The sequence below is a fragment of the Nocardia otitidiscaviarum genome (genome assembly GCF_007362295.1).
In the GTDB taxonomy this organism is placed as follows: Bacteria; Actinomycetota; Actinomycetes; order Mycobacteriales; family Mycobacteriaceae; genus Nocardia; species Nocardia otitidiscaviarum.
Genome location: NZ_CP041695.1, coordinates 4,304,593 through 4,316,866, shown reverse-complemented (window position 1 = coordinate 4,316,866; position 12,274 = coordinate 4,304,593). Strand labels below are relative to the sequence as shown.

General features: G+C 68.7%; 11 protein-coding genes. 5 read left to right on the top strand and 6 right to left on the bottom strand.

All coding sequences use genetic code 11. The annotated features are described in order from the left end of the window. Positions 1-7: 7 nt before the first annotated feature. Positions 8-868: an SDR family NAD(P)-dependent oxidoreductase gene (locus FOH10_RS19190; RefSeq protein WP_143981783.1), complete on the bottom strand. Its 861-nt coding sequence runs from the start codon at positions 866-868 to the stop codon at positions 8-10. Beyond that, entirely contained in the window at positions 865-1,722 is an 858-nt protein-coding gene (locus FOH10_RS19185; RefSeq protein WP_143981782.1) for an SDR family NAD(P)-dependent oxidoreductase, read from the bottom strand. The genes FOH10_RS19190 and FOH10_RS19185 overlap by 4 nt, the downstream gene beginning before the upstream one ends. 200 nt (positions 1,723-1,922) lie before the next feature. Between FOH10_RS19185 and FOH10_RS19180 the strand changes: the two genes are divergently transcribed. Both FOH10_RS19180 and FOH10_RS19175 read left to right on the top strand, forming a co-directional pair. Further along, positions 1,923-2,597 (top strand): TetR/AcrR family transcriptional regulator, encoded by a 675-nt coding sequence (locus FOH10_RS19180; protein WP_186000532.1) that lies wholly within the window; start codon positions 1,923-1,925, stop codon positions 2,595-2,597. A 54-nt stretch (positions 2,598-2,651) separates the two neighbouring features. Beyond that, the gene (locus tag FOH10_RS19175) at positions 2,652-4,049 is read left to right on the top strand and encodes an ABC1 kinase family protein (protein ID WP_143981780.1); all 1,398 of its coding nucleotides are present in this window, start codon (positions 2,652-2,654) and stop codon (positions 4,047-4,049) included. Positions 4,050-4,054: 5 nt separating this feature from the next. On the opposite strand, the gene FOH10_RS19170 is transcribed toward FOH10_RS19175, so the two are convergent. From FOH10_RS19170 to FOH10_RS19155, 4 genes are read right to left on the bottom strand one after another with little or no spacing between them, the layout of a single operon-like run. Then, positions 4,055-5,251 carry a sensor histidine kinase gene (locus FOH10_RS19170; protein WP_143981779.1) on the bottom strand — a complete coding sequence of 399 codons (1,197 nt, stop codon included), beginning with the start codon at positions 5,249-5,251 and terminating at the stop codon, positions 4,055-4,057. Between the two features lie 43 nt (positions 5,252-5,294). After that, positions 5,295-8,510, bottom strand: a complete 3,216-nt coding sequence (locus tag FOH10_RS19165) for a DUF4132 domain-containing protein (protein WP_143981778.1) — start codon at positions 8,508-8,510, stop codon at positions 5,295-5,297. 56 nt (positions 8,511-8,566) lie between these two features. After that, the gene (locus FOH10_RS19160; RefSeq protein WP_143981777.1) at positions 8,567-9,403 is read right to left on the bottom strand and encodes a helix-turn-helix domain-containing protein; all 837 of its coding nucleotides are present in this window, start codon (positions 9,401-9,403) and stop codon (positions 8,567-8,569) included. After that, positions 9,400-9,939, bottom strand: coding sequence for a DUF6879 family protein (locus FOH10_RS19155; protein WP_143981776.1), 540 nt, complete (start codon positions 9,937-9,939; stop codon positions 9,400-9,402). Before FOH10_RS19155 ends, FOH10_RS19160 begins: the two co-directional genes overlap by 4 nt. A 486-nt stretch (positions 9,940-10,425) precedes the next feature. Here FOH10_RS19155 and FOH10_RS19145 point away from each other — a divergent pair, with 486 nt between their 5' ends. From FOH10_RS19145 to FOH10_RS19135, 3 genes are all read left to right on the top strand, one after another. Further along, positions 10,426-10,650, top strand: coding sequence for a hypothetical protein (locus FOH10_RS19145; protein ID WP_143981774.1), 225 nt, complete (start codon positions 10,426-10,428; stop codon positions 10,648-10,650). Positions 10,651-10,878: 228 nt separating this feature from the next. Next, entirely contained in the window at positions 10,879-11,715 is an 837-nt protein-coding gene (locus FOH10_RS19140) for an ion transporter (protein WP_186000531.1), read from the top strand. Further along, positions 11,639-12,040, top strand: coding sequence for a hypothetical protein (locus FOH10_RS19135; protein WP_143981773.1), 402 nt, complete (start codon positions 11,639-11,641; stop codon positions 12,038-12,040). Before FOH10_RS19140 ends, FOH10_RS19135 begins: the two co-directional genes overlap by 77 nt. The last annotated feature ends 234 nt before the right edge of the window (positions 12,041-12,274 follow it).

Sequence of the window (12,274 nt, the reverse complement as noted above, 5' to 3'; positions counted from 1 at the left end):
GGTTGTCTCACTTCGCAATTCGATCGAGCAGCGGCCGCAGGCGGAGCAGCAGCGCATCGGCGACCTCCAGGGACCCGACGCCGCCGATGCCCCGCATGAGGGCGGGGGACAGGCGCAGCCCCGCGTAGGCGAGCCAGGCCTCGACGTTCACCGGCACCACCGCGCGATTCCGGTGCACCGCGGTGTCGATGACGCGGGCGACCTTCTCCGGGCCCGCGAAGGCCAGCCCCTGAACCCGACCGGCCTCCGCACGCCAGGCGGCCTGCCGTTCCGCATCGAGTCCGGCGCGTTCACCGTGGGCGACGAGATCGGTGCGGATGGCACCCGGACAGATCGCGGTGACGCCGATTCCCCTGGGGCGCAACTCAACCCGCAGGCATTGGCTCGCCATCAGCACCGCGGCCTTGGCGGTCGCGTAGGCGGGGACGTACCGGGCGGGCAGGAAGGCCGCCGCCGAGGACAGATTGACGATATGTCCCCGGATTCCGGCGTCGATCATCTGCCGCGCGAACACCCGCGATCCGTAGATCACGCTCATCAGGTCCACGTCGACGGTGCGCTGCCACTGTGCGGCGCTCATCTCGGTGAAGCCGCCGGTGTCCATGATCCCGGCGTTGTTGACCAGCAGCCGCGCCGGTCCGTATTCGCCGCGCACCCATGCGGCGCAGTCGTCCCACTGCGATTCGCTCGACGCGTCCAGCCGGTAGGGACGCGCGCTCCCGCCCGCGGCGGTGATCTCCTCGGCCACCGCGCCCGCGCTGGCCTCGTCGATATCGGCCACCACCACGCGGTAGCCCTTGGACGCGAAGCGGCGCGCGGTCTCCCGGCCGATACCCGCGCCCGCGCCGGTCACCACGGCGGTGCTCATCGAGCCGCTCCCAGCACCCGATCGGAGAGGTGAACGACCCTCTCCGCCAACGGCATCCGCACCAGTTGCGCCAGGCCGCGCAGCAGCCCCGGCGACAACCGCGACAGATACCACCCCGCCCAGCCCTCGATGCCCACCGGAACGGTCGACAGGTTCCAGCGCACGGCGCGCTCGACGGCCGCCGCGCCGCGATCCGGTGAGCGGCCCAGCAGATGTTGTCCGCGGGCGAGTTTCGCCGCCCACTCGGCGGTGCCGAGGTCGTCGGCTCCGGCGCGGGTGCCGTTGGCGGACAGGCCGGTGTCGATCAGCCCGGGACAGACGGCGCTCACCCGGATGCCGCGTCCGGCGAATTCGGTGCGCAACGCCTGGGTGCCCATCCAGGCGCCCGCCTTGGCGGTGACGTAGGAGGGGGCCAGGGAGTTCGGCAGGAACGCGCCGACCGAGCACACGTTCACGATCGCGCCGCGCACACCCGCGTCCACCATCTGCTGGACGAACACCCGGGAACCCCACAGCGGTCCCATCATGTTGACCGCGATCATGCGCCGCCAGTCGTCGCCGGTCTGCTCCAGGAAGCCGCCGGAGATCAGGATTCCCGCATTGTTGACGACCAGTTCGGGCACGCCGTGGTCCTGGCGCACCCGGACGGCGAACAGCTCCCAGGCGTCGGCGTCGGCGATATCCAGGTAGCGGAACTCCGCCCGGCCGCCCGCCGCCCGCACCAACCCGACCGTTTCGTTGCCGCCGTGCCGATCGATATCGGCGACGATCACGGTCATTCCACGTTTCGCGAGCCGCAGCGCGGTCGCCCGGCCGATCCCGCTCGCGGCCCCGGTCACGACTGCCGGTGTCATAGTTCGTCCACCCGTCGTTCGATCATGACGCGACTCCTTTGTCGTCACTCCGTCGAAGATCCACAAGAGCGCCACCACCAGGTGGTAATTAGCGGATGTGGATGTCATCAAAATAAACTGTCCCAGACGATCGCACAAGGGGGTCGCGTGCAGCGGTACGCGGGGCCGCGGTCGGTGGGGCGGCGCATACGATGTGCTGGATGACCGAATCAGCCAAGCGTGGACGGGGTCCCGGGCGTCCGCGCGACGAGCGGAACGCCGAGCGCCGCCGCCGCGAACTCATCGCCGCCGCCTACCGCGTATTCACCACCAAGGGGTACGCCGCGGCCTCCGCGGCGGATATCGCCGCCGAGATCGGCGTCGGCTACGGCACCTTCTACCGCTACTTCGACAGCAAGCGCGCGATCCTCGACGACGTCGTCGACTACGGTCTGGATCGCATCCTCACCGAGATCGCCGGTGATGTGTTCGAACCCGCCCTGGACCGCGACGAGATCACCCTCGAACAACTCGCCGCGACCTGGACCACCGCCGTCGAGCGCATGTGCCGGATCGCCGAATCCGATCCGGCGCTCATGCAGGCGCTGCTGTTCGAACTGCCCGGTATCGACGAGGAACTCAACACCCGGATCATCGGGCTCGGCGGGATGCTGGCCGCCACGGTCGGGCGATTCCTGGCCCGCGCCGTCGACGCCGGGGTGTTCCGCGACGACGTGGACACCACCGAGGTCGCCTGGATGCTGATGGCACTGACCATCCCGCCGGTGATGCGCACCCTGCAGGGGGAGGGGGAGCCGAGTCGGCGCGCGTACACCGACACCGTGCGCGCGGTACTGGCCCCGGGTCTGTGGACGGCCCACCCCGCACCGCATTAGTCGACGTCGACGTCTGCTAATCTCGGGCCACTGGCCGAGGGAAGAGGTCGTGAGATGACCGAGCCGATACCCACCTCGCGGCTCGTGCGCGGAGCGAAACTGGGAAAGCTGGTGGCGGACCAGGCTTTTCGCGGCGCGGGTGTCACCCTGGCGACCATGCGCGGCACCGAGGAGCAGCGCCTCGCCCGGACCGAACGCGCGCTGGCGGATGCCGCCGAGGACATCGTCACCGTGCTGGGCAGCATGAAGGGGCTGGCCATGAAGGCCGGACAGCTGCTGTCGATGTTCGATCCGCTGGCCGCGCTCGACGCCGCCAACGTCCCGTCGCACCAGCGCGAGCGGTTTCGGCGTCGGCTCGCCGCACTCTACGATCAAGCGCCCCAGCTGCCCTTCGCCCGCATGCGTGCGGTGATCGAGCGTGACCACGGGTGTCCGATCGGCGAGATCTTCTCGGATTTCGACGAGCACCCCATCGGCGCGGCCTCGATCGGACAGGTCTACCGGGCCCGGCTCCGCGACGGCCGCGCCGTCGCGGTGAAGGTGCAGTACCCGGGCGTCGACGTGGCCATCCGCGCCGACCTGAAGAATCTCGCGCTCGTCATGCGCATGATGCGCACGGTGGCCCCGGCGCTGGCCGAGCATGCCATGTTCCGCGAGCTCACCACGCATTTCGCCGAGGAGACCGACTACCGCGCGGAGGCCGAACACCATCGGATGGTCGGCGAGATGTACCGCGGTCATCCGTTCATCCGGATTCCGGAGGTGGTCACCGAGCTGTGCACCGGGCGGGTGTTGGTCACCGAACTGGTCGAGGGGCTGGGATTCGACGAGATCTGCGCGCTGCCCGCCGCCGACCGAGATCGCGTCGGGGAGGTCCTGTTCCGCTTCTACATGGGGACCATGGCCCGCGAGCATCGGTTCACCGGTGACCCGCACCCGGGCAATATCCTGCTCGCACCGGACGGCGCGGTGGTATTCCTCGATTTCGGGCTGTTCAAGCATATGAACGACGCCGCGGTGGAATTCGAGCTGTCCTGCGTGCGCGCGGCCGTGGAGTACCGCGCTGCGGATCTACGCGAGCTGCTGGTGGATTACGGTGTGCTGGAGCCGGATTCGGCGGCCACCGCCGAACAGTGCCTACGCCTGCTGTACGAGGTGTCCGGCTGGCTGTTCACCGACGCCGAGATCCGGGTCGGCGCGGACGCGGTGTCGAAGGCCCTGCTGGCCCTGGTCGACCCGCGTCGCGGCTATTTCGAGCACTGGCGGCGCGAGTACGCGCCCGCCGAACACGCGTTCGCCCGTCGCGTCGAGTACGGCACCCTCGCGTTGCTGGGCAAGCTGCGTGCCAGCGGCAACTGGCACCGCATCGGCCGGGAATGGTGCTACGGTGACCCGCCGCGGACGGAACTCGGTGTGCTGGAGCATGATTGGCTGACCGGCCGGACACGGTGACGGCGTCACGCGCGGATGCCCGCGCGGAACTTCGGCACCCGCATGCTCACCTTGGTGCCCGCACCCGGCGCGGTCTCCACGACCAATCCGTAGTCGTTGCCGAAGGCGGCGCGCAGCCGGTCGTCCACATTGGCCAGGCCGACGTGAGCGGCCTCGGAACCGGCGGTGCGGGAACCGGATTCGACGGCGTCCAGAGCACCGGAGCGCAGCAGCTCCGGATCCATGCCGACACCGTCGTCCTCCACGCTGATCACACAGTCGGTGCCCTCGTCGAGGGCGACGATGCTGACCGTACCGCCACCGGGCCGCGGCGCGAGACCGTGCCGGACGGCATTCTCGACCAGGGGTTGCAGGGCCAGGAACGGCAGGACCACCCCGAGCACCTCGGGGGCGATCCGGAGGCGTACCTGGAGGGCGTCGCCGAAACGGGCGCGTTCGAGGGCGAGATAGCGGTCGATATTGCTCAACTCGTCCGACAGCACCGTGAATTCTCCTGCTGCCCGGAAGGAATAGCGGGTGAAGTCGGCGAAGTCGAGAATGAGTTCGCGGGCGCGGGCGGGGTCGGTGCGCACGAACGAGGCGATGGTGTTGAGCGCGTTGTAGATGAAGTGCGGGCTGATCTGGGCGCGCAGGGCCCGGACCTCGGCGCGGTCGAGGCGGGCGCGGGAGGCGTCCAGTTCGGCCAACTCCAGCTGTCCGCACACATAGCGGGCCACCTCGGCGAGCGCGCCGAGCATACCGGGCTCGGGTTGTACGGTGGTGACGACGCCGAGCACCCCGACCGGGCCGGTGCTGTCGATCAGCAGCGGCTGCGCGATGAGGATGCGGCGCGGATAGGCCCCGTTCTCGGGTCCGGCATCCAGCACCCGGCGTTCCCCGTCCACCGCGCGCCGGGCCGCCTCGGTGAACCGGTCGGCGAGGTCGGCGTGCCCGCCGTCCCACGCCAGCAGTTGCCCCTCCGGATCGGCGATACCGAGCCCGTCGGCCGCGGTGAGGGTGCGCAGGTGCGGCGCGGCTTCGCTGGCCGACTCCTCGGTGAGCCCCCGCCGCAGCGCGTTCGCGGCCAGGGAGGCGGTGTGCAGGGTGCTGTGCACCGCGCGTTCGGCGGAGGTGGTCACGGTGCGGCGGGTGCGCGGCCACGCCACGATGGCCGCCGCGATCAGTACGCCAGCGACCAGCACCGCCACCGCCGTCGCCGTCACCGGACGCGCCTCGGGTCACCCATGCAGGGATTATGACCGTTCGCTAGTGGCGCTCATGCCGTAGCCATGCGATATCGCGCAGGATTTCCGACACGGTGACGGTGTCCAGGTCGCCGAAGGTGATGCCGCCGGAGGTCGAGCGGGTCGGATGCAGTCGCACCTCGATGGACTGTTTCGGCGATCCGTTCAGATCCCAGGTCGGCAGGCCCGGGTCGCAGCTCAGGTGGAGGACGCGGCCGTGCGGCAGCGGTTTCTCGAAGCTGTCGATGTAGCCGCCGTCGCCGGTCTCCGGGGGCAGCCAGCCGCGTGACGCCAGCCCCAGCAGGCGCTGCCCCTCGACCGTCGCACCCGCGTCGCCGAGCACGTCGCGGTCGCGGAGGTCCGTGGGGAGCGTGTGGGTCTCCCGGTCGAGCTGGGGGAAGGGTTGCAGGAGTTCGTAGTCGGCGAAGATCTCCCGCCAGGACGTGAGCTCACCCGGAAACCGGAGCGGATGGGCGACGCCCAGCACCGCATCGTCGGTGAGGGTGACCCCGTCGTCGGCGCTGTCGGCGAAGCCGCGATCCTCGGCGATACGGAAGGTGGTCGTCAGCGCATCACCCTTGTAGACGCCCCAGACCAAGCGGCGGGTCACCTGCCAGCGCAGGGGATGGCCGATGAACAGGGTGCGCAGTTCGTCGACGGTGAAGCGGCGCTGGACCACCATGGCCCGCTCCAGGCGGCGGATCTGATCGGTGGCGATCGTCCGTGCGTTCTTCTTGAGCGCGCGAAAATCCTTGTGGGCCTGCGCTGCTCGCTCCGGGTCGTCGTGGACTCCGGGCTTGGGCAGCGAGCGGACCGGGGTGCCGTCGGCGGTGGCGACGGTCGGGCGCAACTGTTCGTCGAAGCCGACCACGAACCGTCGCGGTCCGAAATCCAGGACGGCGGTGCCGTCCGCGCGCAGCCCCAGATCCGGTACCAGGCGATCGGCCAGTTGATCGGCGGTGAGCCCGAGCCGCTCCGCCACCGCCTCGATGCGCTCCTTCGCGCCCTCGCGCACGCGAGTGGTCTTGACCTTCTCGCTGATATGCCGCAATGCCAGCAACGCGGCATCGGAACCGATGGCGACGAAGGCGTCCAGCGCCGATACCGAGCGCGGATCGGAACGATGGGCGCGGACGTGGTCGAGCAGCGCGGCCACCGTGTCGTCATCGCCGAAGGAGCCGAGGGCGTCGTACACCCAGCTGTGCCGGGTGGGCGCACCTGCCCGCTGCCACTGTGCGAACAACTCCCATGCCAGGTCGGCCAGCGATGCCGGATCGCAGTCCCGAGACACCTGTGCCACACCGGAATACGGCTCGAACGGGTCGGCCAGCATGAGCATGACGAGCAGATTCTCCACCGCGGCGGCGGGGAGGGTCGCGCCGTCGGCGGTGCGCACCGGAGGAAGTGCGGCCGTATTGATCCAGGCCGGAACCGCCGGGATCCGGGCGGGCAGCAGAGTGAGGGGATCGGCCGCCAGCAGCGCCGCGACCGCCGCCGTGGCCTTGTCGCCGTATTCCGCTGCGGCGCCGTGTATGTCGCCGTCGTGGCCGTGTGCGGCCAGTAGTCGCAGAACCCGGGTGGCGAGGCGGCGGTCCTTTGCCGCCGACCCGACGGCACGAGGGATCAGCACGCGGGCGACGTGGTGGGCATGGCGGCGGAGATAGCGCAGTGCCCCGGGGCGCAGGGTGCGCCGGTCCAGGCGGGTGATCGCGAGGTCGATCAGTTCCGTGCCCGCGTAGGGAACGATCGCGTCCTCCATATCGCGGGGATACTCGCGCACCGCGGCCACGACCATCGGGTAGGCGGCGGTTTCGAACGCCGCGATGGCGGCCTTGACCTGTTTCGACGGTCCGTAGAGCCAGCGCAGCCGGGAGGCGGCAAGTATCGGCAGGGCGCGCTCAGGGCCCGCGAGCACCAGCGCGCCCAGAACCTGCTCGGTGAGCGTGCCGTCGGTGCGGCGCTCGAGGGTCTTGTCGAGATCCGCGTAGTCGTCGGGCCGTACCAGGTTCCGCCATTCCTCGCGTTCACCCGGCAGCCATGCACAGTACGGTTCGGTGGGCGCTGCGAGTTCCGGCACCACCGCGGCGGCCTTGCCGCGTTTCCGATTCTGCCAGGGCGGATTCCGCAGTATTCCAGGAATCTCGACCTCGTCGGCGGTGGGTTGAGAAGCCATCCGGCCCAGTTCGCCGGTGATGAGTTCGGCTGTGGCGGTGGGTAGTTCGGGCTTCAGTCGCCGTGCCAGCTCGGGGTGGCCGTGAATGTGCTCACGCAGGATGTCGCCGTGGGTGCCGGGGTCGAGCAGGCGCAGGGCCCGCATCGGGAAACGCACGGCCGCACCGCGAACGGCGGCCAGCGCGGGCGGACGGAAAATGCGGGCGGCCAGCGCCGCGAACGCGGTATCCGTAGGTATCACGCCGAGCGCGTCCGCGATCGGAACGCGCAGCGCCTGCGTGGTATCCGGGTGGTCGAACCAGTGCGTCAGCATCTCCACCACCTCGAACCCCACCCCGTCGACCACGGTGATCGCCATCCCGGGCGTATCGATGGCCAACCCCTCGGTGCCGTGCCAATACCCGGTGAACAGCGAATTCAAGCGCCGCAACTGCGCCACGGACCAGGCCGCGTCGACGAGCAGCCGCGCATCCCCCGTGGACCCGGCCGCCACCACCTCCTCGATATCCGCCGCCACCCACTCCCGCCGCGACGGTAACAACACCGACGTGACCACGCGCGCCCACCGCGACGTCCCTCGATACCGCTCCAGTACGTCGACCGCCGCCGCCAGCTCCTCTTCCGAACACCCCGCGAGGCGGTTACGCAAGGCCCCCGACACCGCCCGCATCTCCCGCACCTCGCCCCGTGCGTCCCACTGCGGCGGACGCACCCACGACGGCTCGGTGACCGCCCGCATCAACACCTCGGCCGTGAACCCCAACCCCCGCACCGAACTCCAGGAGTCGAGCAGCGCACGCACATCCGTCACCGCCCGCCGCCGCTCCCCACCGCTCAGGTGATACAGCAGCTCCACATGCCTACGCAGCAACGTCGCAGCGGATTCCACCCCCAGCGCCCCCACCTCCCCCGGCACCGCACCCACGCCCACCGCACCCCGGGGCGCCCGCAGCAACCCATCCCGTCGAAACAACAGTTGCTTCAACTGCTTTGCCGTCGGCTCGAAAACCGACTCGCCACCCACCCGGTCTCTTCCCTCGGTCGAACTCTGCGTGCGTACGGTCATCGATATCCCCGCGTAGTACCCGGTGCTTCATGACCGACTCTAGCTATCGCGATCATCTACGCGGTTCGTGCCTCCACAGCGCGGCGGATGAGCCTTCTGGCGTGGTCGCCGATGACGGACTGCGCGGCGAGGATGTCGAAGGCGCGACCGTAGATGGCGATTTCACGAGGTTGTGTGATGGTCAGTTCAGCGGTTGTGCCTTCGACCTTGACTATTCGATTGTCGAACATGACGAAGTTCTCGACGGCTGCCTTGGCCTCGGCGGCGGCGGGCACGATGCCCACCGTGATCCGGTGCATGCCGATGATCGAGAACAGCCGGTCCAATTGGCCCTGCATTACGTGGTCGTCGCCGACCGTCGTGTAGAGCGCCTGCTCAGCGATCAGAAAGTGGAAGCGGCGACCGCGCCGGTAAAGAATGCGCTGCCGTTCCATGCGTTTGGAGACACCCGCGTCCACGTCATCTGGAACGCGATACAACTCGACGCCGTACCGGAGGATCGCCTCGGCGTAGTCGGCCGTCTGCAACAGGCCGGGGATGACCTGCGGTTGCCAGTTCCGAATCTGCTCGGCTTCCGATTCGAGCCGGATCGACTGGTGCTGGCGATGCCTGGTTCCGGCGGCGAGGATCCTGCGCCACTCGATATAGGCGGCGTCCAGATTGCGCAGTGTGGCAACCAGATCAGGGAGTTGGCCCTCGTTTCCCGTATGTGCGCAGTAAGCCCGCAGATCTGACTCCGAAGGCGCGATCTTCCCGTACTCGATCTTGGAGACCTTGGACTCGTGCCAGCCTTCTCGCCGCGCCAGCTCTCTGCCTGTGACTCCGGCTGACCGACGGATCTCCCGAAGTCGCTGTCCGAGCGCTTCGCGTTGCTGCTGTACCGCATTGGTCACCGTGTGTCGGCCGCCACGATGTAGTCATGGAACGGTACTGCCAACGCCCACAGTCGGATCCGAGCATCGCGGGAGTAACCGACGATACCTGGGTCGGTCGTAATGCCCGCTCCCGCTGGCCTGCCGTACTCGTCGACCAGATTGAACGCGACCTTCGCGTCATCGAAGATCCAGAAGTCGTCCCCGGGCACCAGCTCCGGGTCGACCAAATGTCTTGGTAGATAACGGATATCCTCTCCAGCCTCGATATTGTCGGCCGTCTCCGTGAGTAGCCATCGCTGGTAGTCACTGTGCGGGACGCTGATGACGCGTACGCGACTGACGGTCACGCCTCGACCGGTGACCTCCTCGACCAGGGAACTCCACTCGCTCCACGCGTCGTCCGGTGCATCGGAGCGTGGCTCACCGGCCAGGAATCGCCGCAGGGGTTCCGATTCGCTCGGTACGGCATAGGTGTCACGGACCTCGAGGTGAAACGCCGACCGCTGGGCTGCACGGAAGAGGTCCGGCCAAGGCTCATGAACCCTCAGTTCCACCGTAATAGGCCCTCCGACTCATGGGGACTTCGACAGCCGACTCGAAATCCGCGATTGTGAGCCGCGCGAGTATCTCCGGCTCGGATATCGGCCGACCCGACACTGTGAACGTCCCGCGCCCGGTATCGATCATGGCGGCTCCGATGAACGTATCAGGTTCCGCAAAGCCCAGGAGGAGATGCGGAATCTCGACCGTCTCCGGTGTATTCGTCCGCCATCCCTGCACGAGGTAGGTTCCTCGATCGGTGGCGTACAAGGTGGGACAGTCCCCTACTTTGGACCCACCTCGTCCGAGAAAACGTAACCGCATCCCCGTCCTCCCTCCTGCGATATGCATTGGTTTGCCTCCTGTCGTCTGATGGTCCTCCGCTTGTGTGCTGTTCGCAGCGGTTCGAACGAGTTGGTGCAAGGGTGTGCAAGTTCATGGTTCGGCCGGTGCCTGAACTTCTACGGTGAGCCGACAACCCGTAACCGAGGAGAACGCCCATGTCACCGGAGTGCGGCACCCACATCTGGATCCACGACGGCTGCGAGCAGGGCGGAATCTGGCCCATCAACCGGCAGCGCGCCGAGGGAATCCTGTCCATCCACGCTTCCTGCGAACCGCCGTGCCCGCGCAAGCAGCGGGCGGCCCGGTATCTCGAGGATCTGGACGCGGGCCGGGAGGAGGACACCACCTTGTCCAGCCACGACTGGCGGGCCGCCCGCTAGCACGTCATCGGGACGATGCGGTGTGGAATGGCAGTCGACTGCGGCCCGGCGGCGTGGAAATGCTGTGCCATGGTGGGTATTTGGGCTGGTATCCCCTTGCGTGATCCGAGTGACGACGTGGCGTGGGCCGGGTACGGTCCGCTAGCGGCGGTTTCGGCTCGGCTGGATGGGTACGGCTACCGGTGACAGCTCATCCGGCGGTCGCCGGGCAGTCGATCGGATGGCGCCATGACCGAACCACGTTCCGCTCAGCCGGGAGGTGGCGGCGGCGCCGATCAGGAGCGGCAGGAGTGGGCCGAAGGGCTGGTCGCGCGCTTGGACGGCCCGATGAGCGCCCTCGGCGTGCTGTTCCTGTTCGTCGTCCTGGGACAGACGCTGGCGCGGTCGCCGGTCCTGATCACCTTTTTGGCGGTCCTGGCCTGGGGGCTGTGGTTGATCTTCGCGGGCGAGTTCCTGCTGCGGCTCTACGTGGCCCCGCGGCGCGGTCGCTTCCTGCGAAAACACTGGTGGCAGGTGCTGTTTCTGGCGTTGCCGTTCCTGCGGTTCCTGCGTTTGGTGCGGCTGGTGCGATTCGTGCGCGCGGGCGGTGTGGTGTCGTCGGCGGTGCGGGGCAGTCGCTCGGCGGGGCGGCTGCTGTCGAGCCGCGTGGGCTGGCTGGCCGCGCTCACCGCCGTGGTGGTGCTCGCCGGTAGCCAGCTCGTGGTGGTGACCGGTGACTATCGCGACTACGCCACCGCGCTGCACGATGTGGGTTTCGCGACCGTCACCGGCGAACCGATGACGGGTGGCGGCGCGCTGGTACGGGTCCTCGAGATGGTGCTGGCCGCCTACTCGGTCGTCGTCTTCGCCACCCTCGCCGCCAGCCTGGGCGCGTACTTCCTGCGTCGTGACACGGACGCGCACCCCGGCCCGGCCGCTCCCGACGGGGTGGGGGAGTTCACTCCGGGTACCCGGGTTTCGGGCCGGGCAGTACGGGCATCCGGCCTGCATGAACGGAAACCAGGACCCGGCCGACGAAATGGGCCCCGGCGACACGCTGAGTTCGACGGAGAGCCTGGACCCTGATGACGTACGCAACGCCGACGACGACACCGTGGTCGCACCACCGGAGGACTGGCGCGCCGCGGACAAATACGGCATGACCGAGCGGGAACAGCGCATCGGCGAACCCCACGCCGCCCGCCTCGACGCCGAGGAACCGGACGTCAGCCCGGACCGGCGCAACCCCGACGCGGGCCCGCCCACGGAGGAATTCTCCCCACTGGACGCATCCGCCGTCGTCACCGACGAGAACGCCGAGGACACCGACCCCCGCCCCACCCGCCAGCATCGCGGGCAGGTCGACGACACCCCGGAAGACGGGGAGTCCTACTTCCCGATCGTGGAATAGCCGACCCGACTCCTGTCCGAGGTCCGATCCGAGTCGTGAACCCGCGGGCTGTACTTCGCTGCCGCCGTGCCGCATTCGCCGTGGAAGCTGTAACCACCTCGGCCGGGCCGGTGGATGTCGGCTGGGGCGGCGATGGTCCTCGGTGACTGCGGGTCACCACGTCCGGTACTGTCGAGCTACCCCGCGATCCACTGTTGGAAGGGTGCTTTTGTCGAGGTGGTCCCACGTCCGGGG

Coding starts and splice junctions, on each gene's coding strand:
- FOH10_RS19190 (WP_143981783.1), bottom strand. CDS start 868: ATGAGCACCGCCGTGGTGACCGGCGCGGGCGCGGGTATCGGCCGGGAG.
- FOH10_RS19185 (WP_143981782.1), bottom strand. CDS start 1,722: ATGACACCGGCAGTCGTGACCGGGGCCGCGAGCGGGATCGGCCGGGCG.
- FOH10_RS19180 (WP_186000532.1), top strand. CDS start 1,923: ATGACCGAATCAGCCAAGCGTGGACGGGGTCCCGGGCGTCCGCGCGAC.
- FOH10_RS19175 (WP_143981780.1), top strand. CDS start 2,652: ATGACCGAGCCGATACCCACCTCGCGGCTCGTGCGCGGAGCGAAACTG.
- FOH10_RS19165 (WP_143981778.1), bottom strand. CDS start 8,510: ATGACCGTACGCACGCAGAGTTCGACCGAGGGAAGAGACCGGGTGGGT.
- FOH10_RS19145 (WP_143981774.1), top strand. CDS start 10,426: ATGTCACCGGAGTGCGGCACCCACATCTGGATCCACGACGGCTGCGAG.
- FOH10_RS19140 (WP_186000531.1), top strand. CDS start 10,879: ATGACCGAACCACGTTCCGCTCAGCCGGGAGGTGGCGGCGGCGCCGAT.
- FOH10_RS19135 (WP_143981773.1), top strand. CDS start 11,639: ATGAACGGAAACCAGGACCCGGCCGACGAAATGGGCCCCGGCGACACG.